Source organism: Siphonobacter sp. (genome assembly GCF_048595215.1).
Lineage (GTDB): Bacteria > Bacteroidota > Bacteroidia > Cytophagales > Spirosomataceae > Siphonobacter.
This window is the reverse complement of the sequence record NZ_JBMDWJ010000329.1, coordinates 1-21539: the sequence shown is the minus strand read 5'-3', so window position 1 is coordinate 21539 and position 21539 is coordinate 1. Positions and strand designations below refer to the sequence as shown.

Below are 21539 nucleotides of genomic sequence, written 5' to 3'. Positions count from 1 at the left end.
GTTTATTTGGCTTTGAATACCCATTTTTCTTCAGTAATGAGTGCCTGTTGCATGGCATTAAATAATTCTTTATCGTCTTTAAAGATCATCTGATCTACCTCATAGCTTTCTACTTCTACGGTGAATGCCTTTTGCTTAAACGGCCAAGGCTCCACGCCAACCGTTCCATTACTGCGTTGAAAGATATAGTAACTGGTACCATCCGGGCCGGGACTTATTTCCAGGCGACGTTCGCCCGCCGGAATCTGGTCCTGGCAAAGGATCAGCGATAAGGCATCGCACCACTGGATAAAACTGTAAGCGTATTCGGCCTCCTTCTGGGTAATTTGGTAGTGATTACACCAGTCTTTCTGATTCCGTTTTTGTTCGTCCAGAAAGTCGTTTAGTTCCTTACTAACTCCCCGCTTGGGTTCGTACAAGTATGACGTATGCATGGAGACCATCAGGGCATTCCAACGGCTTTTCTCCAGACCAATTTGAATGACGTTACGACATTGCTCGACAGAATATTCCATCATCTGGAAATTCAGCGGTGCTCCCGCTTCATTCAAGTGGTTTTTGCCTTCCCAGGGTTCCTGTCCATCATCGTGTTCGGTAAGAGCCACAATGGTCTTGATCCAGTGCATGGGCCGCTTCTTAACGGGCCACTGTAGGGCTAACTGAAGAGCCAGCATACCGTGAGCCTGCTGATGAATAATCTCCCATCCCGAAGACGTTGGTTTAACAATCATGCCGTACGTTTTTGTTTAGTTCAGTAAGACTACAAAAGCTATACCCAGGCTGAAGGATACGATCAAAAACGGGTTCTTCAGCCTGGATTAAAAAACAGGTGTTTACTGGTCCTGTAAATACTCCAGAGCAGCCTGTCCGACGAATTTTCTGCCCGGATTATTTCCCTGCATCCACTCCTCCGGCGGGAACAGTGAAAACAGGCCCATCTTCACCAGAGCGGGTATGGCAGCCCGAAACTCGGTTTCTACTTTTTCGCTTTTCGTAAGATTGTACAAGTCGATGTTGTGCAGCAACGTTGCCAGGGTTCCGCTGGGTTTACTTTCTTTAGCTGGCGTTGCGGGTTGCCTCAGAATCTGCTCATTGATTCGGGACAGCTCGTCGATATTGGCAAGATTCTCGTCCATAGCTTTATAGGTTTAAGTGGAATACGCGGGAATTTTAACCGTGATGTACCTTTCCCCCTTAAAAAAGTAAGCCTGATCCGCATCGAATCAGGCCTACCGATTAACCATACAGCAAAGCTCGGTCTACTTCTTTGATTATGAATTCAAAATCTGCCGGCCGATTGACGTAATCCAGATGGTTCACGTCCAGAATGAGCAATTTCCCATCGGTGTAGCTGGCAATAAATTCTTCGTAATGAGCATTCAGATCGGTCAGGTATTCCACACTCATATTCAATTCATACTCCCGACCCCGTTTCTGAATCTGATGAAGCAGCTTGGGTAAATCCGCTTTCAGGTAGATCATCAGATCCGGCGGTTTCACTACATCCATCATCGTTTGAAAGAGCGAGAAGTACGTTTCGTAATCGACCGCACTCATGTAGCCGGACTGATACAGATTTTTGGCGAAAATGTGAGCGTCTTCGTAAATCGTACGATCCTGAATGATTCGTTTGGTTGAATGCATGATTTGCCGGGCCTGATCAAATCGACTTCGCAGGAAGTAAATCTGCAAGTGAAAAGCCCAGCGTTCCATATCCTCGTAAAAGTCAGCGAGGTACGGATTATTTTCAACGGCTTCGTAGAAAACCTCCCAGCCAAAGTGCTCGGCCAGCATGCGGGCCAGGGTGGTTTTCCCGGCTCCAATGTTACCGGTAACGGCAATATGCATGAGGGAAAAAAGTTAAGAATACGGATCACTAAATTTTGGGGCAACAAAGATACAACGCAACGGCCTTGTGGCTAGGCAAGTTCGTCGTTCGGTTAGAAATTACCGATAAAAATGTCATTAACGCCGGGTCTTAAACTTTTCTAATCCCGTACCTACGCCCTTAAAACCTGCTTTTACGGCCAAAAAAGCTTACCTTTGCCCCCGAATGATCCACTTTACAGGTGGCTTCTACTTATTCTATGAAAGCATATCGCATTTTACTTTATTACATCTATACGCCCATCGAAGATTGTCTGGCGTATCGGGAAGAACACCACCGTTTTTGTCTGGAGAACAATCTGCTGGGCCGGGTAATTGTGGCACCAGAAGGATTAAACGGTACGGTATCCGGACTGGCTGAAGATTGCCAGCGGTACATGGACTGGCTGCACGCCGAGCCGCGTTTTTCGGCGATCCAGTTCAAGATTGAAGAACACGAGCAGCACGCCTTCCACAAGCTGCACGTACGGGTGAAAGAAGAAATTGTCAATTCCGACTTACCCGTCGATCCCCTCAAACAAACGGGTGTTCACCTGGAGCCGAACGAGTTTCGTCAGCTCATGAATGACCCCGACGTGGTTCTGGTCGACATGCGTTCGAACTACGAACATAACGTAGGGAAATTCAAGGGAGCCATTACGTTTGATATGGAGAACCTCCGCGAATTACCCGATCACGTAGCTGAGATCGAACACCTGAAGGGCTCCGGCAAGAAAATTATCACCTATTGCACAGGTGGGATCAAGTGCGAGAAAGCCTCGGCGTATCTGCTCCACCAGGGTTTTGAAAACGTGTACCAGTTGCACGGCGGCATTATCCGGTACGGACTGGAAGAAGGCGGCGAAAATTTTGACGGAGAATGCTACGTATTCGATGGCCGGGTCACGGCCCCGGTCAATCACGTCAATCCGGAGATCATCTCTACCTGTTACGTGTGCGGTACGACGACGAGTCGAATGGTCAACTGTGCGAACCCTGAGTGTAACGAGCATTTGCCCATTTGTGAGCAATGCGGCTGGGACATGGACGGAGCCTGCTCAGACGCCTGCCGTACGCACCCCCGCAAACGTCCGTACAACGGTCAAGGCTATTATCCGAAAAAATTCGAAGATTATACGCCAGTTATGGGCTTCAAGAGTGCTCAGGGAAGCTTCAGAAAAGAGTAAATAGTTTTCGGTTTACAGTTTTTAGTAAAGCAACCAACCGGGATTGTTAACCGATTGATTTGAGTGAATGGACTGATCGATAAAAATTGTAAACCGAAAACTGACAACAGTAAACTAGACCAACTCCTTTCTCAACACATAATCGTTCATCCAGTAGCCTCTGCCGATGTAGTTGTCTTCTTCACGTGTGAACTCGAAGCCTAGTCTTTCGTAAAACTGACGGGCTGAGTTACTCCGGTTGACGTTCAACTCCAGAAAATGCCCGCCGCGTTGCAGAGCTTGCCGGAATACCTCCTCCAAAAGCTGACGTCCGTATCCCCGCCCCTGCTGATCCGGTAGAAAATAAATTTTGTGCAGCTTGACGAGTTGATTTTCTTTGAGTTCAAAGGCCGCAAAACCGACCGCCGTTTCCTGGTCATCATAAGCCAGTAGAAAAACGGTTTGGTCTGTAAAGCTCTCTGTCAGGGTTTCTGTACTGTACATCCAGTCCAGCATAAACTGCGACTGTTCCTCGGAAAGAATAGCTCCGTACGTAGGACGCCAGGCGGCATACGCAATGGATTGAATGGTGGAAACATCGGACGGTTGAGCAGTACGAATGTGCAGCATAGCGAAATAAAGTTTGAGGCAATCCAGCCACTAAGTTAAAAATTGCAAAGACAGCTTTGCGAGTTTACGAATAGATTATGTCCGAAAAGAAACCCATTATTCTCGTCACCAACGACGACGATATTACCGCCAAAGGCATTAGTGTACTAGCTCAGGCAATGCAGGAATTGGGCGAAGTGATCGTCATTGCCCCCGACCGTCCACAGTCCGGACAAGGCCACGCCATTACCATCAACAATCCCGTTCGTATCCGGAAAGCCCGTTTCTTCAAAGATGCCATCGTGGCTTACGAAACGACCGGTACACCCGCCGACTGCGTGAAGATGGGTAAACACCTCATTCTGAAAGATCGGAAGCCCGATCTGGTCGTCAGTGGTATTAACCACGGTAGCAATACCGCCATCAGCATTCTGTACTCCGGCACGATGTCAGCCGCGATGGAAGCCGCTATCGAAGGCATTCCGGCGATTGGTTTTTCACTCGCCGATTACCACCCCGAAGCGGATTTCTCGCATACGATTGAGTCCATTCAGGCCATTGCCCGTCAGGTACTGGAAAAGGGTTTACCCAAGCACGTCGCTCTGAACGTCAATTTCCCGGCGAAGTCGGAGGAACCGCTCAAAGGCATTCGCGTATGCCGTCAGGCCGACGCCCGCTACCTGGAAAGTTTTCAGCAACGCGAAGATCCCTATGGACGTCCGTATTACTGGCTAGACGGTGATTTCGTAAATTTTGACGAAGGTACCGATACCGACGAATGGGCTTTATTGAATAATTACGTTTCTGTTGTACCTTGTAAGTGCGATCTAACCGCTTACTCGACGCTGGAAGACTTAAAAAGCTGGGAGTTTTAACGTTCGGTTTCGCTCCTCGAAAGATGCTTTCCTTTTCCCCCATTGAACGTGTATTTTTGAATTATCCGTAGTGTTTGAAATATATCCATGTAAGTTATGGCCGTACTCGGAAGTCTATTGAAAAGAGGTATTGGGTTGACAGGTACTGTCATACGCCGACGCCGAGTCAATGGATCGAAATCACAGCGTAAAGCCTTTATCAAGTTACTTAACAAAGCCCGCTATACCGCTTTCGGAGAAAAGTATCACTTCGAAGACATTCTTTCTTCGGCTCTTTTCCGCAAAGACAATCAGTTTTACGAACAGTATCGGCAGCATGTGCCCATTCACGACTACAACAAAATGTACGAGGAATGGTGGCACCGCACCAAGGAGGGCGAAAAGAACGTCTCCTGGCCGGGTCGTGTGAAGTTTTTTGCTCTTAGCTCCGGTACTTCCGAAGCCGCCTCCAAGTACATTCCGGTGACGAAAGACATGGTGAAAGCCATGCAACGCACCAGTATCCGGCAAATCATCGCTCTTTCTGAGTTCAAGGACCTGTCCAACGAGCTGTTCGAAAAAGGATACCTGATGCTGGGTGGCAGTACCGATCTGAAATTCAGTGGTCGTTACTTCGAAGGTGATCTGAGTGGGATCAATGCTTCCCAAATTCCCTTCTGGTTCGAACGTTTCTACAAACCGGGAAAGGAGATTGCCCGGATTCGCGACTGGGAACAGAAGCTTGACGAGATTACCAAGCAGGCGAAAGACTGGGACATTGGCTACGTCGTGGGCGTACCCGCCTGGATTCAGTTGTTGCTCGAACGCATCATCAAGCATTATAAGCTTAAGCACATCCACGAAATCTGGCCCAATCTGGAAGTGTTCGGCTGGGGTGGCGTTTCTTTCGAGCCGTACCGGGTAGGCTTCGAGAAGTTGCTGGGGAAGCCCATTACCTACATCGAGACCTATCTGGCCTCGGAAGGCTTCATGGCCTATCAGTCAAGACCCAACGCCAAGGGGATGCAGCTGGCCTTGAATCAGGGTATTTTCTTTGAATTTATTCCCTTTACGGATGAAAATTTCAACGGCGAAGGCGAAGTAAAGCCCAATGCCAAAACCCTGATGATTGATGACGTAGAAGAAGGCGTAGAGTACGCCCTACTCATTTCGACCTGCTCGGGAGCCTGGCGTTACCTGATTGGGGATACCGTTCGTTTCACGGATAAAAAACGCTACGAAATCACCATTACGGGTCGTACGAAACATTACCTGAGCCTTTGTGGCGAGCACCTTTCCGTGGATAACATGAATCGGGCCCTGGAACTGGCCTGTCAGGAACTACGCATTTCGGTACCCGAATTTACCGTAGCGGGCGTTCCGCACGATTCGCTGTTCGCTCACCACTGGTACGTGGGCACCGATGACCCAGTAGATGCCCAACGCTTACGTAACCTCATCGATCAGAAACTGAAAGACCTCAACGATGATTATGCCGTCGAGCGTACGCACGCGTTGAAGGACGTCATGGTTACGGTGTTGCCCGTTCAGGCGTTTTACGACTGGATGGCATCGAAAGGGAAAATGGGCGGTCAGCACAAATTCCCCCGCGTATTACGTAAGATGATGATTCAGGAATGGGAAGAATTTCTAGTGAAACGGGGATACGACGCTCCCGTAGAAGCCAGTAAATGATCCGCTTTTCCCGGGAGAAAATGAGTATCGCAGAACCAATTGAGATGCATTAACTCCCGCTGACATAATTCACTCAGGTACTGAGGAGCCAGTCCGTCTTTCACGAGGCGGACTGTTTTTTTTAAGTCCAGAAAACGCATTTCATCCGTCTGCGATTGCTTGGCTCCCCAGTTGTACACGGGTAAAACCTGTACCTGCGTCAAAAGGGTTTTCTGCCGTCCATTTTCCGTTCCTTTTTCGATGGTCAGTTTGAGTAGCGGTACCAGTCGGTCCCAGACAAAAATGTCGTAGGCTACGAAATCGGCCAGGGAGTAAATCGCAAATCCGGCTTTGGCTTCGCCCGTAAACGGATCGTTGAAATCCACGCGTTCCATCGGTTGCGGATTGTGCGGGTGACTTCCCAAAATAATGTCTACCCCACACTCCCGGAATACGCGGTGGTAAATCTCGACCGTATGAGCCGAAGGGTACGCCTGATACGCATTCCCCGTATGAAAGAGAAACACGACTACATCCGCCCCCTGCTCACGAGCGGCCTGTACCTGAGTTTTGATCCGGGAAACATCCGCTCCGGCCCGGTTGAGGCGGTCGTAATTAACCAGCCATTCCTTACCCGTCTCGGTTTCAAATTTATTCAGATTCGATGTCCAGGACAGAAAGCCGATGCGAATGCCGTTGCGTTCCAGGATTACGGGCTGATTGGCTTCTTCGGCAGAACCTGCCGTTCCCGCATAAGCAACTCCTTTTTTGCGTAGAAATTTTATGGTTTCGTGTACGCCCGATTCGCCCTGATCCAGACTGTGATTGTTGGCCGTGGATAGCAGGTCATAACCCCGAAACTTTCCGTTCCCGGAAAAAATGCGAAACATTTCGTCGGAGCCGTTGAAATGCATGTCGTTGAGCATGATCTCGGGTACGGCGGCGGCGGGCTTGTCCTCCACCATCGGCGTTTCCAGATTAGCCACTACCAGATCGGCGTTAAAAAACCACTCGCCTACCTCGTCCCACAAGTGTCGCGTAGCCTGCGGGTTGATTCGCTCGTACGGCATCAGATCGCCCCCTGCCGATAAGGTCAGTTTCAACTGGCTCTGAAAGGCCGGAGAAGGTTTAAAATCCAGCCGTTGCGAGCGAAAATGGGCTTGTAGATTCCCCTGTGCCTGTACTGGGGGGGCAATGTAATATTTGTACCCCAAATACGCCGCCCCTACGTAGGGCGATAGCTTGGGATTTTCTTCGAAATCTTTAATCGGCACTTGCCACGTTCCTTTCCGCAACCAGTGCAAAGGACGGTACACCCGGGTGAGCGTGCGTAATAACCGTTCGCCCTTGGCTGTATAAGGCATCACGGGAAATACCGTCGCCTCCGAATATTTTTTTTTCATATTGATTCAAAACCGCTTCGCCCGTACGCTAAGGGATTTAGTGCCCCATGATCCAAATTTCGAGCTGTCGGTACAATAGATACACGCCTGTACCGACAAATACGCCTCCACTTACCCGGTTGATCCACATGATGACGTTTTCGTTGAGAAAGCGTTTGATGCGTTGGGCGAAGAAGGCAATGGAAACCTGCGTCAGGAAAATCGCTAGTAAGCAGGCCACGAAATAGGCAATCCGTAAATCCAGGGCGTACTTCAGTACGCCTTTGACGTAGGCCGATACCGATACCCAGATAATGAAATTGGCCGGGTTGGTAGCATTAAGCGTAAAGCCGATACTGAAGTACTTGAGAAAGCGGAAAAACTTGCGTTTGGGTTGAGCAGTCGTTTCCTGCACACGGGCCTTGCGGATCGTATTAATCCCCATGATCGTCAGGAAAACAGCTCCCCCCAGCCGTAAAATGGTATCGAAGTACGGGAAGTTGGGAATGAAGGAGGTACCCGTGAGAGCCACGAAAATAAAGATCGAATCACAGATGATTACGCCTAGGGAAATGCGTAAGCCGCTCGTCCAACCGTAATCAAGGCTATTGCGAATGAGGGCAAAAAATACGGCTCCTAACGTAATACACATCACAAAGCCCGACGAAAAACCGAGGAAAATTGCTTCCCAGAACTGCCAATTCATTTAGTAAAATTATTGCAATGATGTGTGGTTGGGTGATAGGGTTTTCAGGTTTGAAGTTTGAAAAGTTTGAGGTTTAAGCGGAGAAGGGAGACGTTCTTTAGCAGTCACTACAGTCTATGTTTTACTTTACTCCAACCTGAAACCTTTTCAAACTTCACACAAGGCCAAGAAGTACGCGTATCAGAAAGCCACTAGGACCTGCCTACCACTTACTCAAACCCCTTCAAACCTTATACTGACTTAAATTCCTTTCAGCCGGGCGACTTTCAACAGACCGTATACGCTCAGAGAGTCGGTAATGCGATTATCCATCACCATTTCGATAGCTTCGCTGAGGGGTAGTCGCCAGATTTGCAGTACTTCCGTTTCGTCGAATTCCGTTTCGCCCTGCTCCAGGTCCTGGGCTACGAAAATAAAGCCTTCTTCGTCGGTAACCGAATTAGAGGTATGAATCCGACCAATCATCTGCCAGTTCAGAGCAATAAGACCGGTTTCTTCCTTGAGTTCGCGTTGAGCCGAGATCAGCGGATCCACATCGATACTGCCGCCGCCCATGGGAATTTCCCAGGAGTATTCCTCCAGGGGATAGCGGTACTGACCCACCAGCCAGGTGTAGCCTTCCTTGTCAATGGGAATGATACCGATGGCCTTATTTTTGAAATGAGCGACCCCGTAAATGCCGGACGTACCAGCGGGGGTAATGACTTCTTCGTGACGAAGACGAATCCAGGGATTGTCGTAAACGACCGTCGATGAAACCGTTTTCCAGGGAGATTGATCCGTTTGCATGGTGCAAAAATATACGATGACGGTAGAAAGGGCATTTAATTCCGTAATTTTGCAACTATTTCGCTCCCCGGCGACTTATAGTTTTTTCCCTAAGTCATGTCCATTAGTCGTAAACAGCAACTCATCTGGCTCTCCTTTGGCGTTAGTGTCATTTTGATGCTGCTCAAATTTGTCGCCTGGTGGCTAACGGGTTCCAGTGCCATTTTATCCGATGCTCTGGAGTCAATTGTCAACGTACTAGCGAGTGGGTTTGCGACGTATAGCGTATACCTGGCCTCCCAACCCAGTGATTTAAACCACCCCTACGGTCACGGGAAAATTGAATTCTTCTCCGCGGGTCTTGAAGGCGTACTAATCTTACTGGCAGGTATTTTCATCATCGTTCAGGCGATTCGGCAGTGGATTTACCCCGAACCGATTCAGAAACTGGATACGGGGATGATCCTCGTTGGTATTACGATGATTGTCAATTACGTGGTGGGCTATTACGTTCAGAAAGAAGGCGAAAAGCAGGGATCTCCTTCGCTCATCGCGGACGGGAAACACCTGCAATTGGACGCCTTATCTACCTTGATTTTACTTTTTGGTATTGGACTGGTATTACTTTCCGGCTTCGTCTGGCTGGATCGTCTGATTTCGGTGGTCTTCGGGGTGATTCTGATTTTTAATGGCTTTCAGATTGCTCGTAAATCCGCGGGTGGCCTGATGGATGAAGCGGATGACTCCACGGTCAAACGCGTTGTGGACATTCTCAGGGATCATCGGAAAGACTACTGGATTGATATTCACAACCTGCGGATCCAGCATTACGGTGCCGATCTGCACATCGACTGCCACCTGACGCTCCCCTATTACTGGGATCTGGAGAAGGTGCATACGGCGGTACACGAAGTTGAAGCCATTCTAGAAGTAGAGTTCAATTCTCGCGTGGAGATTTTCGTGCACGTCGACCCTTGTCTACCCGCCTGCTGTCATCACTGTCAGCTGAAAGATTGCCCGGTCCGGCAGTTTCCCCGCAAGAAGGAAATCAACTGGACCCGGCAGAATCTGGTACTCAATCAAAAGCACTTTCTCGAAGCTCTCAAGGAGTAATTACTCCGCCAGCTCATCGTTTGCATTTTTCTGGATCAGCCCCTGTAACTGCTTGAGCGTGGTTTGTAAACCATCGTTTGAACCGTCCAGGAAGATGACGTTCCCTTTTCCGTGTTCGGCAAAGTGGCGAATGGCTTCCGTCCACATCGAAAACAGTACCAACGACGGGTCCATGTTGCGATCTTTCAGTTCCTGCACGGCCTGAGCCATGCCCTTGGAAACTTCTTCCCGGAATAAAGCAATCCCCTGCCCGCGTAACTGAGCGGCAACCCGTTCGGCTTCCGCGGCGATTTTAATGGCATTTCCTTCTGCCTCGGCCGATTTGGTTTTGGTAATCAAGAGAGCCTGTCCTTCGTTTTCGGCGGCGGCTCTCAGGTTATTGGACGCCACGACCTGAGCCATGGATCGCATAATGGCCTCGTCAAAAGCAATGTCGTTCAGTTGCAGATCAATGAGGTGATAACCCCAGGTCACGAGCATTTCGTCAATCTCCGTTTTCACGTGAGATACAATTTCCGAACGCAAAGCCAGAATTTCGGCCTGTTTCTTGGTAGCGACGTAACTTCGGATGGAACCTTCGATGGTCCGAATCAACGCCTGCATCAGGCTCCGCTGATCGACGAACTTAAAGGCTACGTTCTGAATGGCTTCTTCCGACTGATTCAGTACCGAATACACCAGCATCGCTTTAAACCGCACATTCGCCTGATCGTTGGTGATGGCCTGAAACTCCAGCTCTACGGATTGATTCTGGATGGAAATACGGCGGTAGACGTACTCAATAAAAGGAATTTTGAAGTTTAAACCGGGCGTCATGACCCGCTGATATTTTCCGAAAATCGTAATGACAGCAACGGTTCCCTGCTGTACAATCACGACGGACAAGAACACAACCAGAGCGATCAGCCCAAAAAATACAAAAGCACCAGGTACAAAGGTCATAGTAGTAGTGGTTAAAATAGAATAACCCAAAGGTCCGTATCTAGGCCACATGTACCATACCCAATTTAAGGCAGTCGAGATTTTTTCAGGGTAAATGGTCAAAAATCAGTACAAAAAAAAACGCCTGCTGGTCAGCAGACGTTTCTGTAAGTCTTTATCGGGGTATTGCTACAATTGCAGGTATTTCAAAAATTCCTGCTTTCTGGCTTCTTCTTCGAACTTACCTCCGTAAAAGGAAGTCACCGTCGAGGACGTAGGATCTTCGATTCCTCGCATGGACACGCATAGGTGGCGGGCATCCATGAGTACCGCTACATCGGGGGTTTCGAGTACGCGTTGCAGTTCACGGGCAATCTGTACCGTCATCCGTTCCTGTACCTGCGGACGCTTGGCAAAGTGTTGAACCAGGCGGTTCAGTTTCGACAGGCCAATGACTTTACCGTTAGAAATATAGGCAACGTGAGCTTTACCAATAATGGGAACAAAGTGGTGTTCGCAGTTGGAATAAAACTGAATATCCCGCTCCACGAGCATTTCCTGGTAACGGTATTTATTGTCGAACAGCGTAGCTGCCGGCATGTTTTTGGGATTGAGGCCGCTAAAAATCTCTTGTACGTACATTTTAGCTACCCGGCGGGGCGTACCTTTCAAGCTGTCATCGTTCAGGTCGAGGCCCAACGTAAGCATGATTTCCCGAAAATGTTCCTGAATTTTGTCGATTTTCTGCTCGTCGGTCAGGTCAAAGGCATCGGCCCGTAGGGGCGTCTGGATCGAAGTGGCAATGTGGTCTTCTCCGATTTCTTCGTCAGAAAATACGATTGAATTATCCGACAACAGGGTATTCAACGAAATTTCGTTCGGTTTCATACAAGCGAATTTTTAGGTCAAGCTGCGGGGCAAGGTTCGCCTTGAGCTTTTCGTAAATGACAATGGCAATGTGTTCTGCCGTAGGATTAAGCTGAGCGAACTCTTCGGTATCCAGATTGAGATTTTTATGGTCGAAGCGGTCGGTGACGTGCGTTTTGATCAGATCAGACAGGTATTTAAGGTCCACCACGTAACCCGTTTCCGGATCGATGGGTCCAGTAACCTGCACAATCAGCTCGTAATTATGACCGTGATAGTTGGGGTTGTTACACAATCCAAAGACGGCCTTATTTTGTTCATCCGACCAATTGGGATTGTGCAATCGGTGAGCAGCGTTGAAATGCTCCTTGCGGAACACCGCAACTCTCTTTTCTTCCATAAGCTATGGGTTTCAATCTACAGGTACTGGTTACGATCGGTGATGGGAAAGTCGTCTGAAAGTTTGTCAGCAACACTTCTGTCCATCAGGAAAGCGTGGTTTGTGAGTTTCGAATTAACGGAAGTCGGCGAACAAATGTTCCAAGGCTTCTTTAAAAACTTTGATTTAACTGATTTTCAGTGATACAAGAGCCGATTGGCAAAAACCTGATTTCGCCGAGGAATATTCGTTTTCCAACTTAAAATAAATGACACAAGGTTTATTTTTGAACGGGTTTCCAAACGTTATTTGGAAGTCTTTAGCCATAGAAAGTTCTATTTATTAAAATTATTTATAAATTCACGAACTTTTACAAACGCTATCACACACTCCATCATTCCCTTTCTATACCTAACTTTCTATGGCTCAACCAGGCAAACCGCAGTCGTATTTAGTCCCACTGCTTATTATTGGAGTCCTATTCTTCATTTTTGGTTTCGTAACCTGGGTCAACAGCGTGTTGATCGTATTTTTTAAAGAAGCCTTTCAGCTCAGTACTTTTTCCTCGAACCTGGTTGCCTTTGCTTTCTTCATTTCCTACGCTCTGATGGCGATCCCGTCCTCCTGGGTTTTGAAAAAAACGGGTTTTAAAAACGGGATGTCTTTCGGGTTGATTACCATGGCCGTCGGTACGCTCATTTTCGTTCCTGCCGCCAAATCCGTATCGTACCCTTTGTTTTTAGTGGGTTTGTTCCTGATCGGTATTGGCCTTACGGTACTACAAACGGCCTCTAACCCTTACGTGACGATTCTAGGTCCCCGCGAAAGTGCCGCTCAGCGGATCAGTTTCATGGGAGTCGCTAACAAACTGGCGGGTATTTCCAGTCAGCTGATTTTTGGTAGCATTCTGCTTTCCAGTGCCGGAACCGTTTCAGCGGCGGCTTCGCTCGAAAAAGTGGTTACGCCCTACATGATTCTGACGGCCGTGTTGATTGTACTGGCCATCTGGATTCGGTTTTCGAATCTGCCGGAGGTTTCTGAAGAAGACGATGAAGCGGATACCACTCAAACCGTAACGAGCACGCGTACGAGTGTATGGCAGTTCCCCAACCTCGTCTTAGGAGTACTGGCCCTCTTTTGCTACGTAGGTGCTGAAGTGATTTCCGGGGATACCATCATTAACTACGGTAAGTCCATTGGTTTCAGTAACGACGAAGCTAAGTATTTCACGGCTTATACCCTATACGGTATGCTGGCTGGCTACATTCTGGGCATTATTCTTATCCCTAAATTTCTTTCCCAGCAACTGGCCATGCGAATCGGTGCCATTCTGGGTCTGGTACTTTCGGTGGGAGCCATCTTCACGACGGGTTTCACTTCCGTACTTTGTATCGCTTTGATTGGCTTTGCCAATGCTCCGATCTGGCCGGCGGTTTGGCCGCTGGCTTTGAATAAACTCGGTAAGTTTACCAAGTTCGCTTCGGCATTACTCATTATGGGTATTACGGGCGGTGCTATTCTGCCCCTGCTACATGGCTACTTAACCGATACGGTTAGTCCTCAACTAGCGTATGGTATGCTCATTCCGCTGTATGCTTATATTCTTTACTACGCATTAATCGGTCATAAAAGACAGTCTTGGTAAGATCAGTTAAGATAAGATCAGCAAAAGAGGCCGTTTCCTAAAAGGAGCGGCCTCTTTTGCTGATAAACAATCCTTTACGACAAATGACTGAATATACATTCACATATTCGGTCTACATTCAGCGTAGAAATGGGGCTAAAATAAGCGTAAGATCTTAAGAACAATTCGCCCGAATGAAGCGTTAAGAATTCGGCGAGAATTTCTAAAATTCCGTGGCTATACGCCTCCCCCCTGCTACCTTTGTCTTACGAGCGTTTTATTTTTTACATGGAAGTCACTTCGGAACTACAAATGCCTGATTTAATGGCAGCTGGATCAGAATATTGTCAATCATTAACGGCTTACTCCCGCCGTCAAACCACGCAGGTTCGAGTCGGTGATTTATGGATGGGATCGGATTACCCCATTCGGGTGCAGTCCATGACCACCATCGATACCATGGATACGCTGGGTTCCGTCGAACAGTCCATCCGAATGATTGAAGCGGGTTGTGAACTGGTCCGGATTACGGCTCCGAGTGTGAAAGAAGCTCAGAATCTGGACAATATCCGGAAGGAACTGAACCGCCGCGGCTACCGGACGCCCATTTGTGCGGACATTCACTTTACGCCCAACGCGGCAGAATTGGCCGCTCGTCTGGTGGAGAAAGTCCGGATTAACCCCGGCAACTACGCCGATAAGAAGCGTTTTGAGATTGTAGACTATACCGAAGCCGCGTACCAGGCCGAAATCGAGCGAATTCGCGAAAAGTTTGTTCCGCTGGTCCGCATCTGCAAAGAGTACGGAACCGCCATGCGGATAGGTACGAACCACGGTTCGCTCTCCGACCGCATCATGAGTCGCTACGGCGACACGCCCATTGGCATGGTGGAATCGGCTCTGGAGTTTTTACGCATTTGCGAGGACGAAAGCTTCACGAACATCGTGATTTCGATGAAGTCGTCCAACCCTCAAGTCATGGTTGAGGCGTATCGTCTGCTGGTGAAGAAATTAAAGGATGAAAACCTGCAACCCTACCCCCTGCACCTAGGCGTAACGGAAGCGGGCGAAGGCGAAGATGGTCGCGTGAAGTCAGCCATGGGTATCGGTACGCTGCTGGAAGACGGCTTGGGTGATACCGTACGCGTGAGTTTGACGGAAGATCCCGAATTTGAAATTCCCGTAGCTCGTACGCTGGTAGATCGCTATACCGAACGGGCAGCGACGACACAGCCGATCGAAGCCGTCACAACGTCGCCCATCAATCCGTTTGCGTACACCCGTCGAATCACGGCGGAAGTCGAGAATTTCGGCGGCAAGAATGTCCCCCGGGTCATTGCCGATTTTTCGACGCAGGAAATTAACAGCCCGGCGGATTTACAGCCAATTGGTCATTTCTATTTGCCCGCTACGGACAAATGGGCGATGAACGATCTGGGAGCGGATTACCTCTATACGGGTTCGCGTCCGGTACCTTTCATGTTACCAAACGGCTTGAAAGAACTGATCGATTATTCGACTTGGCGTACGCTTGGTGAGCAGGCTCACAAGTTTCCGGTCTTTACTACGACCGAATATTTAATCAGTATTCAAGAGCGACAGGCTTTTCCCTTTCTGCACGTAGTTCGGCTAAGTCTGGCTGATTGCGAAGGGGATTTACTGGGTTATTTACAGGAAGATCCGTATGCTGTCCTGCTGGTTGAAACGACCAACAGCCACGCCATGCCGGAGCTTCGTCGGCTGTTCTTCAAACTGATTCAGCAACGCATCAACCTGCCCGTAGTCATTCAGTGGTCGCAGGGCCAGACCACGGCGGACGCCACCACGCTCTACGCGGCAACGGATTGCGGCGGACTTCTGGTGGATGGTTTGGGTGATGGCCTGATGCTGAAGCCTTCGGTTGAGAATCCCGGTCAGCAGAGCAAATTTCTGAATTCCCTGGCGTTTGGCATTTTGCAGGCGGCCCGGACCCGGATGAGCAAGACGGAATACATTTCCTGCCCATCCTGCGGACGTACGCTATTTGACTTACAGGACACTACTGCCCAGATTCGTCAGCGTACGGATCACCTCAAAGGCATTAAAATCGGCATCATGGGCTGCATTGTTAATGGTCCAGGCGAGATGGCCGACGCCGATTATGGCTACGTGGGCATGGGCGTCAATAAGATTGCCTTGTACCGGGGTCAGCAGGTCGTGAAACGCTCCGTACCCGCCGATCGGGCTCTGGACGAATTAATTGAATTAATGCGGGAAGATGGCGTCTGGCGGGAACCGGAAGCTGCATTATTGGCTTAACAGTATAGGAATAGAACCTGGAATGCTCTCTTTTTCAGGTTGATCTATTTACTTGAATGAGGATACCATGGATAGCAATCGCATCAAAAACCAATTTAAACTCGGAGAAGCCTTTCGATACTTTTTCCGGGTTTTTGGGAAGAAAGATCCTTCCCGACCGGATAGTTTCAATCTCCGCATGATGCACGGCATCAACCGGATCAGTATTATCATGTTCCTTTTTTGTCTGGTGGTGATGCTCGTGCGTGCTCTCACCCGTTAAGACCGTTTATCCATTTAAGCGTGTGGATTTAGAACAGTTTCGCGAGTATTGTCTTGGTAAAGCCGGGGTTTCGGAAGAAACGCCCTTCGGACCTGATACACTGGTGTATAAGGTCTTGGGAAAAGTATTCGCTCTCACCTCGCTGGATGCGGAGGAGTTTGCCTGCAATTTAAAATGTGATCCGGAGCGGGCGTTGGAGCTACGTGAGCAGTACGACTGGATTGTGCCGGGTTATCACATGAATAAAAAACATTGGAATACGGTAAAAACCAATCGAAATCAGGTCCTTTTCCGTGAATTGATTGACCACTCGTACGCGTTGGTTGTGGCGAGTTTACCCAAGAAAGTACAGGCTGAGCTGACTCAGTCGCTCAACGGTTAGTTCAGTATATGGAAACCATTGCTCTCATACTATTACTGATTCCCTATGTAATCATCCGGTATTTTACGGAAGATCATGACACACCCGCTGATAAAGACCGCAAACGTTTTGCCGAGGGTATTGAACTGGTGCAGAATAAGCAATACGAGGAAGCTCACGCGTACTTTACCTTGTTAGTCAATCGGTATCCGAAATCGGCCGTTGCTTATCTATATCGGGGTATTTGTAACTATTACCTGAGCAACTATTACTCGGCTTTATACGATTTTACGCACTCTTCAGCGTACGATAATACCTTGTGGGAGTGTTTTCTCTACAAAGGACTTTCTCATCTGGAACTGGAAGAAACGGATCAGGCCTTTCTGGAACTGGACAAAGCCGTGTGGCATTCCCGCTCGGAGAATGCCAATGTACTCCGTTTTCGGGGAGAAGCCCGATACCGTCTCAAACAATTCGATTCCGCTCGCATGGATTGGGAACAGGCTGCTCAGCTAGGTGACGAAAATGCGGCCTATTATCTTCAAACGCACTTTGGCAAACCCATCCAGCTGCGGAAATAAGCCGTTTTATCTAAATTGATTTTAATTTTCATTCTTTTTTCAGGGATAGTGTTCAAATGTCAGGTCTTCACAGAAAGAACGCTATTCGTATGAACGCCACCTTATTGTCAGTCAAGCCGTTCCTGAGCGAAGATTTCCTCCTTCAAACTGAAACCGCTCGTACCTTATATCATGATTTTGCCCGGGCCATGCCCATCATTGATTACCATTGCCACCTCCCACCCGACCAGATTGCAGCCGATAAAAAATTTTCGAACCTGACGCAAATCTGGCTGTATGGCGATCATTACAAGTGGCGGGCGATGCGTACCAATGGCGTAGCGGAACAATACTGTACGGGTGAGGCTTCGGATTTCGAGAAATTTCAGAAATGGGCCGAGACGGTTCCGTATACCATGCGGAATCCCCTCTACCACTGGACTCACCTGGAGCTTCAGCGGTATTTTGGTATTGACCGGGTACTGAATGCGGCTTCAGCGAAAGACATTTACGACGAAGCCACTGCCCTGCTCAATACACCGGATTATTCTGTACGGAACCTGCTTCGCCGCATGAATGTAGAAGTGGTTTGTACAACGGACGATCCTTCCGATGACCTGAAATACCACCAGCAAATTGCTGCCGAAGGTCTTGACTTGAAAGTACTACCAACGTTCCGTCCGGACAAGGCCATGCTCTCCATCGATAACCCGGCCGAGTTTAATGCTTACGTTGATAAAATTGAAGCGGCTTCCAATCTGTCGGTTAGTACCTACGACGAATACGTAGCGGCTCTGCGGCAACGCCATGATTTCTTTGCTTCCCTGGGCGGACGTTTGTCCGATCACGGTCTGGAGCAGGTTTATGCCGCTGAATATACTGAATCTGAGATTCGCACCATTTTCGCCAAAGCTCGTAGTGGCCAATTGCCTACGTTCGAAGAGCGGCAGAAATTCAAATCGGCTATGCTGATTGAGTTCGCCATCATGGACTGGGAAAAAGGCTGGACGCAACAGTATCACCTGGGAGCTTTACGGAATAATAATACGCGTTTGTTACGCGAACTAGGCCCCGATACGGGCTGGGACTCCATTGGGGACTTCCCACAGGCCCGTTCGTTGAGTACATTCATGGGAATGCTCGATAACGAGAACAAGCTGGCGAAGACAATTCTCTACAACCTGAATCCGGCGGATAATGAAGTGTTCGCTACGATGATCGGAAACTTCAATGATGGTACTACGCCGGGTAAAGTACAGTGGGGCTCGGGCTGGTGGTTCCTGGATCAGAAAGACGGGATGGAAAAGCAAATCAACGCTCTTTCTAACATGGGCTTGTTGAGTCGTTTTCTGGGTATGCTTACGGACTCCCGCAGCTTCCTTTCGTATCCCCGTCACGAGTATTTCCGCCGTATTCTGTGTAACATGATTGGCAATGACGTGGAAAATGGCGAGCTACCAGCGGATATTGAGTGGTTGGGTCAACTGGTACAGAACATCTGCTACCGCAACGCAAAAGAATACTTCCAGTTCTAGTAGGATTTTGAAGCCTCTATCGTTAAAAAGGCCTGCGATATCGCAGGCCTTTTTCTATTATCGATTTCCACGACTAGCTAATACAGCCGCTTTTTGAAGAATCTGCGGATTATTCGATTTACTTCGCAGGTACGAAGCCAGATACGAACATTCAGCCGCACCGGGACCACCCACTTTCTCGTACCGATTGATCCGATCCAGTAATTGTCCCCACCGCTGAGCCCGCACTAAAGCGTTCAAATCGGGTATGAGGGTCCGGTTTTCTACTGATTTTGGGTCCAGCCCCAGAGTAGTCAGGTACGAACCAATTTTCTGGATTCGTTCCGGAGCCATAAACGCCGCCCGACCCGCGTACAAGGTATTCATCACAATAGATTCCCCGGCTTTCGTCACTTCCTGCGGAGGGTATTTTCCTTTGTACGCCGCTAAATGCGAAATGAAGTACGTAAAAAGCGGATTCTCCGCATCCATTACTACGTTTTGCAAAGCCGTAAACGCAGGTTTGCTGGTGTACTCAGTGCCGGGTAAGGCTTTAGCATACGCCTGCATAACCTGTACATTCGCTACCGTATCCCGGACGATTCGCGTAAACGAGCCATACTCTAGCAAAAAGGCAGTGCTACGTTCTCCTTTTTTAAAACGATTGGCGTACGCACTTCCTCGTTTCGTAGCGTCCAGAGCCGTATTAGCTACGGCAATCACCTCTTTAGTGGAATTACTCACGTTCTGAGCATGTAGTAAGTTCACGTCCGCATCAAAAAATAAGAACAACGGCAAAGAAGGTACCACTAAGTGTTGCTTAGCCAGAAAAGCCTGAGCCTCGGGTGAATTAATATCGAGCTTGTAACTTACGAAACGAGCATTGTAAGCGGCCCCTACTGAGGCTTGCTGAAACGTAGGTTTAAAGCTCTCGCAAACGTGGCAGGTAGGGGAATACACTTCCACGAAAACCGCCTTTTTTTGAGCTTTCGCCTGCGTAAAAGGCGTGCGGAGGTTACCCTGAACAAAGGATACGCCCTGAGCCCACACCGACCCCATCAATAGACTGAACCAGCCGAAGAGCAGGGCCTTTTTCAGGTTTCCCATGCTCGTTTATTTACTGTTACGCTGCAATTCTTCCAGTTCGGCCTTCAGGTTACGACTTAGGATTTTGCAAACGTCGTGAATCTGTTCAGCCATTTTTTTGTCACCCGTGGCAGAAATCACAGAATCAGCCACACCCGACATAATTTCGATGTAGAATTGCTTCATATCTCCTACTTCCATGTCTTTGGTCCACAAATCCAGTTTCATCGTTGCCCGGTGATAGCGATCCCAGGTAGCAATCGAAATGGCTTGTGTATCATTGAGGCCCTCATTCGGGTTATCCGAAGCGTCCCAGTAGATCTTATTGGGAACGTTATTCTCGTCAAGCTCAATGTCGAAATGGATTTCTGCTTTTTTCATACAATATGGCACAAGGCCCGTTACAAAGAATTAAATCAGGTAAGTAAAGGGTGAAAAATCCTGATAAGTTCCGGATATGTTTTCCGTTTCTAATTTTCCGTTTCCAATCCCATTTCTTATCGTGAGAATGCGAGTTCATTCGCTACCCCCTACTGCTGCCCAAACACCTTCTTCAGCAAATCGGTTACGCGAGCGGCGGGGTTCTCCCGAATTTTCGCTTCTTCCTGTTCTACTAGTAAAAACAAGCCGTCAATGGCTTTACGCGTGGCGTAATCATCCAAGTCAGGATTGAGTTTTTGCGGTACCAGAGGAATTTTATTATAGGTCGTTACAATCGTTCCGTAATATCGGGTAGCCTGCGTCTTATCAATAGATGTTTGAATAATCGGATTGAATTCCTTGTAGAGGGCATCAAACGATGTACGCTTCAGGTACTCGGTGGCGGCGTTTTTCTCTCCTTTCAGAATCGAAATCGCATCCGTAATCGTCATTTTAGTAATCGCATCCACGAAGATAGGAAATGCTTTCTTGGATGCGTCCTCCGCTCCCCGGTTTAGCGTCAGAACAAACTGATCGACCTGTTTGCCTAAGCCTATTTTCCGTAAGGTTCCCTCTACTTTTTGTACTTCAGGGGGCAGCAAAATTTTGATAAGGGCATTTTTATAAAACCCATCCGTTTTTGAAGCTTGTTCAGAGCCCTTTTTAATACCCAAGGTCAAAGCCTCTTTCAACCCATTTGCAATCTCGTCCGAACTGGATGTTCCCTGAGAACCTTGTTTTAGTATACTCCCTGCTTTTTCTAAAATCCCACCCCAACCACTTTTCCGCTGCGTATTTTGTGTACTATCGCTTTGAGCCTGAGCTAACTGTATGGATAAGCATACAACAAGTAAACTTCCTATAACCTTTTTCATTGGGTTTCTGTTCTAGTAGGTGGTTGTAGATTTAAACGGTTAAACCTCGTTTTTTATGTAGTTTTAAGCCGCAAAAATAGACCAAAATCGAAAACATCATATCAGACTTTCGATAGTCCAGCTGCGTAAGGGTACTCAAGAATCTATGCCAGTCCCCTACTTTCTTGATTATTGACATTCAAGTTTACTCTCATGAGACCCGTTACGGCAGAAATTATAACCATTGGCGATGAA

23 protein-coding genes are annotated in these 21539 nt (G+C 48.3%); 10 read left to right on the top strand and 13 right to left on the bottom strand.

Annotation, left to right across the window (positions count from 1 at the left end):
• Positions 1-2: 2 nt before the first annotated feature.
• The 3 genes from ACOJTG_RS20595 to ACOJTG_RS20585 form a co-directional block, all read right to left on the bottom strand.
• Entirely contained in the window at positions 3-731 is a 729-nt protein-coding gene (locus ACOJTG_RS20595; RefSeq protein WP_420155537.1) for a DUF3891 family protein, read from the bottom strand.
• Positions 732-833: 102 nt separating this feature from the next.
• Positions 834-1136: a DUF7709 family protein gene (locus tag ACOJTG_RS20590; protein WP_420155536.1), complete on the bottom strand. Its 303-nt coding sequence runs from the start codon at positions 1134-1136 to the stop codon at positions 834-836.
• Between the two features lie 100 nt (positions 1137-1236).
• Complete coding sequence (locus ACOJTG_RS20585) at positions 1237-1848, bottom strand: deoxynucleoside kinase (protein ID WP_420155535.1); 612 nt, start codon at positions 1846-1848, stop codon at positions 1237-1239.
• A gap of 239 nt (positions 1849-2087) precedes the next feature.
• Between ACOJTG_RS20585 and ACOJTG_RS20580 the strand changes: the two genes are divergently transcribed.
• Positions 2088-3053: a rhodanese-related sulfurtransferase gene (locus tag ACOJTG_RS20580; protein ID WP_420155534.1), complete on the top strand. Its 966-nt coding sequence runs from the start codon at positions 2088-2090 to the stop codon at positions 3051-3053.
• Positions 3054-3167: 114 nt separating this feature from the next.
• Here the strand turns inward: ACOJTG_RS20580 and ACOJTG_RS20575 are convergent, their stop codons facing one another.
• The gene (locus ACOJTG_RS20575) at positions 3168-3662 is read right to left on the bottom strand and encodes a GNAT family N-acetyltransferase (protein ID WP_420155533.1); all 495 of its coding nucleotides are present in this window, start codon (positions 3660-3662) and stop codon (positions 3168-3170) included.
• Between the two features lie 77 nt (positions 3663-3739).
• On the opposite strand from ACOJTG_RS20575, the gene surE reads away from it, so the two are divergent.
• The gene (gene surE / locus ACOJTG_RS20570) at positions 3740-4516 is read left to right on the top strand and encodes a 5'/3'-nucleotidase SurE (RefSeq protein WP_420155532.1); all 777 of its coding nucleotides are present in this window, start codon (positions 3740-3742) and stop codon (positions 4514-4516) included.
• A gap of 96 nt (positions 4517-4612) precedes the next feature.
• Positions 4613-6190 carry a GH3 family domain-containing protein gene (locus tag ACOJTG_RS20565; protein ID WP_102199743.1) on the top strand — a complete coding sequence of 526 codons (1578 nt, stop codon included), beginning with the start codon at positions 4613-4615 and terminating at the stop codon, positions 6188-6190.
• On the opposite strand, the gene ACOJTG_RS20560 is transcribed toward ACOJTG_RS20565, so the two are convergent.
• From ACOJTG_RS20560 to ACOJTG_RS20550, 3 genes are all read right to left on the bottom strand, one after another.
• Positions 6127-7572 carry a CapA family protein gene (locus ACOJTG_RS20560; protein WP_420155531.1) on the bottom strand — a complete coding sequence of 482 codons (1446 nt, stop codon included), beginning with the start codon at positions 7570-7572 and terminating at the stop codon, positions 6127-6129. The genes ACOJTG_RS20565 and ACOJTG_RS20560 overlap by 64 nt on opposite strands.
• A gap of 37 nt (positions 7573-7609) precedes the next feature.
• Entirely contained in the window at positions 7610-8257 is a 648-nt protein-coding gene (locus tag ACOJTG_RS20555; protein ID WP_420155530.1) for a LysE family translocator, read from the bottom strand.
• 240 nt (positions 8258-8497) lie between these two features.
• The gene (locus tag ACOJTG_RS20550; RefSeq protein ID WP_420155529.1) at positions 8498-9046 is read right to left on the bottom strand and encodes an NUDIX domain-containing protein; all 549 of its coding nucleotides are present in this window, start codon (positions 9044-9046) and stop codon (positions 8498-8500) included.
• 96 nt (positions 9047-9142) lie between these two features.
• Here ACOJTG_RS20550 and ACOJTG_RS20545 point away from each other — a divergent pair, with 96 nt between their 5' ends.
• Positions 9143-10138: a cation diffusion facilitator family transporter gene (locus ACOJTG_RS20545; protein WP_102199739.1), complete on the top strand. Its 996-nt coding sequence runs from the start codon at positions 9143-9145 to the stop codon at positions 10136-10138.
• On the opposite strand, the gene ACOJTG_RS20540 is transcribed toward ACOJTG_RS20545, so the two are convergent.
• The 3 genes from ACOJTG_RS20540 to ACOJTG_RS20530 all read right to left on the bottom strand — a co-directional run bounded on the left by ACOJTG_RS20540 (position 10139) and on the right by ACOJTG_RS20530 (position 12326).
• Positions 10139-11080: an SPFH domain-containing protein gene (locus tag ACOJTG_RS20540; RefSeq protein ID WP_420155528.1), complete on the bottom strand. Its 942-nt coding sequence runs from the start codon at positions 11078-11080 to the stop codon at positions 10139-10141.
• A 168-nt stretch (positions 11081-11248) separates the two neighbouring features.
• Positions 11249-11947 carry a GTP cyclohydrolase I FolE gene (folE, locus tag ACOJTG_RS20535; protein ID WP_420155527.1) on the bottom strand — a complete coding sequence of 233 codons (699 nt, stop codon included), beginning with the start codon at positions 11945-11947 and terminating at the stop codon, positions 11249-11251.
• Positions 11904-12326, bottom strand: coding sequence for a 6-pyruvoyl trahydropterin synthase family protein (locus ACOJTG_RS20530; protein ID WP_102199737.1), 423 nt, complete (start codon positions 12324-12326; stop codon positions 11904-11906). Before ACOJTG_RS20530 ends, folE begins: the two co-directional genes overlap by 44 nt.
• A gap of 400 nt (positions 12327-12726) precedes the next feature.
• Here ACOJTG_RS20530 and ACOJTG_RS20525 point away from each other — a divergent pair, with 400 nt between their 5' ends.
• The 6 genes from ACOJTG_RS20525 (at position 12727) to uxaC (ending at position 18945) form a co-directional block, all read left to right on the top strand.
• On the top strand, positions 12727-13950 hold the full coding sequence (locus tag ACOJTG_RS20525; protein WP_420155526.1) for a sugar MFS transporter: 1224 nt from the start codon (positions 12727-12729) through the stop codon (positions 13948-13950).
• 303 nt (positions 13951-14253) lie between these two features.
• Entirely contained in the window at positions 14254-16227 is a 1974-nt protein-coding gene (gene ispG, locus ACOJTG_RS20520; protein ID WP_420155525.1) for a (E)-4-hydroxy-3-methylbut-2-enyl-diphosphate synthase, read from the top strand.
• A gap of 67 nt (positions 16228-16294) precedes the next feature.
• Positions 16295-16489 (top strand): DUF6728 family protein, encoded by a 195-nt coding sequence (locus ACOJTG_RS20515; protein ID WP_094809056.1) that lies wholly within the window; start codon positions 16295-16297, stop codon positions 16487-16489.
• Between the two features lie 22 nt (positions 16490-16511).
• Positions 16512-16871 (top strand): MmcQ/YjbR family DNA-binding protein, encoded by a 360-nt coding sequence (locus ACOJTG_RS20510; protein WP_420155524.1) that lies wholly within the window; start codon positions 16512-16514, stop codon positions 16869-16871.
• Positions 16872-16879: 8 nt separating this feature from the next.
• Positions 16880-17431 (top strand): tetratricopeptide repeat protein, encoded by a 552-nt coding sequence (locus ACOJTG_RS20505; RefSeq protein WP_233207717.1) that lies wholly within the window; start codon positions 16880-16882, stop codon positions 17429-17431.
• Positions 17432-17520: 89 nt separating this feature from the next.
• Positions 17521-18945 carry a glucuronate isomerase gene (gene uxaC / locus ACOJTG_RS20500; RefSeq protein ID WP_420155523.1) on the top strand — a complete coding sequence of 475 codons (1425 nt, stop codon included), beginning with the start codon at positions 17521-17523 and terminating at the stop codon, positions 18943-18945.
• 57 nt (positions 18946-19002) lie between these two features.
• On the opposite strand, the gene ACOJTG_RS20495 is transcribed toward uxaC, so the two are convergent.
• The 3 genes from ACOJTG_RS20495 to ACOJTG_RS20485 form a co-directional block, all read right to left on the bottom strand.
• Positions 19003-20031: a thioredoxin family protein gene (locus ACOJTG_RS20495; protein WP_420155522.1), complete on the bottom strand. Its 1029-nt coding sequence runs from the start codon at positions 20029-20031 to the stop codon at positions 19003-19005.
• A gap of 6 nt (positions 20032-20037) precedes the next feature.
• Complete coding sequence (gene gldC, locus ACOJTG_RS20490; protein ID WP_094809018.1) at positions 20038-20391, bottom strand: gliding motility protein GldC; 354 nt, start codon at positions 20389-20391, stop codon at positions 20038-20040.
• Between the two features lie 149 nt (positions 20392-20540).
• Positions 20541-21305 carry a DUF4197 domain-containing protein gene (locus ACOJTG_RS20485; protein WP_104711701.1) on the bottom strand — a complete coding sequence of 255 codons (765 nt, stop codon included), beginning with the start codon at positions 21303-21305 and terminating at the stop codon, positions 20541-20543.
• Positions 21306-21539 lie beyond the last annotated feature (234 nt).

Bases quoted from the DNA above. Each gene is read 5' to 3' on its own strand.
- ACOJTG_RS20595 (WP_420155537.1), bottom strand. From the start codon at position 731: ATGATTGTTAAACCAACGTCTTCGGGATGGGAGATTATTCATCAGCAG.
- ACOJTG_RS20590 (WP_420155536.1), bottom strand. From the start codon at position 1,136: ATGGACGAGAATCTTGCCAATATCGACGAGCTGTCCCGAATCAATGAG.
- ACOJTG_RS20585 (WP_420155535.1), bottom strand. From the start codon at position 1,848: ATGCATATTGCCGTTACCGGTAACATTGGAGCCGGGAAAACCACCCTG.
- ACOJTG_RS20580 (WP_420155534.1), top strand. From the start codon at position 2,088: ATGAAAGCATATCGCATTTTACTTTATTACATCTATACGCCCATCGAA.
- ACOJTG_RS20575 (WP_420155533.1), bottom strand. From the start codon at position 3,662: ATGCTGCACATTCGTACTGCTCAACCGTCCGATGTTTCCACCATTCAA.
- surE (WP_420155532.1), top strand. From the start codon at position 3,740: ATGTCCGAAAAGAAACCCATTATTCTCGTCACCAACGACGACGATATT.
- ACOJTG_RS20565 (WP_102199743.1), top strand. From the start codon at position 4,613: ATGGCCGTACTCGGAAGTCTATTGAAAAGAGGTATTGGGTTGACAGGT.
- ACOJTG_RS20560 (WP_420155531.1), bottom strand. From the start codon at position 7,572: ATGAAAAAAAAATATTCGGAGGCGACGGTATTTCCCGTGATGCCTTAT.
- ACOJTG_RS20555 (WP_420155530.1), bottom strand. From the start codon at position 8,257: ATGAATTGGCAGTTCTGGGAAGCAATTTTCCTCGGTTTTTCGTCGGGC.
- ACOJTG_RS20550 (WP_420155529.1), bottom strand. From the start codon at position 9,046: ATGCAAACGGATCAATCTCCCTGGAAAACGGTTTCATCGACGGTCGTT.
- ACOJTG_RS20545 (WP_102199739.1), top strand. From the start codon at position 9,143: ATGTCCATTAGTCGTAAACAGCAACTCATCTGGCTCTCCTTTGGCGTT.
- ACOJTG_RS20540 (WP_420155528.1), bottom strand. From the start codon at position 11,080: ATGACCTTTGTACCTGGTGCTTTTGTATTTTTTGGGCTGATCGCTCTG.
- folE (WP_420155527.1), bottom strand. From the start codon at position 11,947: ATGAAACCGAACGAAATTTCGTTGAATACCCTGTTGTCGGATAATTCA.
- ACOJTG_RS20530 (WP_102199737.1), bottom strand. From the start codon at position 12,326: ATGGAAGAAAAGAGAGTTGCGGTGTTCCGCAAGGAGCATTTCAACGCT.
- ACOJTG_RS20525 (WP_420155526.1), top strand. From the start codon at position 12,727: ATGGCTCAACCAGGCAAACCGCAGTCGTATTTAGTCCCACTGCTTATT.
- ispG (WP_420155525.1), top strand. From the start codon at position 14,254: ATGGCAGCTGGATCAGAATATTGTCAATCATTAACGGCTTACTCCCGC.
- ACOJTG_RS20515 (WP_094809056.1), top strand. From the start codon at position 16,295: ATGGATAGCAATCGCATCAAAAACCAATTTAAACTCGGAGAAGCCTTT.
- ACOJTG_RS20505 (WP_233207717.1), top strand. From the start codon at position 16,880: ATGGAAACCATTGCTCTCATACTATTACTGATTCCCTATGTAATCATC.
- uxaC (WP_420155523.1), top strand. From the start codon at position 17,521: ATGAACGCCACCTTATTGTCAGTCAAGCCGTTCCTGAGCGAAGATTTC.
- ACOJTG_RS20495 (WP_420155522.1), bottom strand. From the start codon at position 20,031: ATGGGAAACCTGAAAAAGGCCCTGCTCTTCGGCTGGTTCAGTCTATTG.
- gldC (WP_094809018.1), bottom strand. From the start codon at position 20,391: ATGAAAAAAGCAGAAATCCATTTCGACATTGAGCTTGACGAGAATAAC.
- ACOJTG_RS20485 (WP_104711701.1), bottom strand. From the start codon at position 21,305: ATGAAAAAGGTTATAGGAAGTTTACTTGTTGTATGCTTATCCATACAG.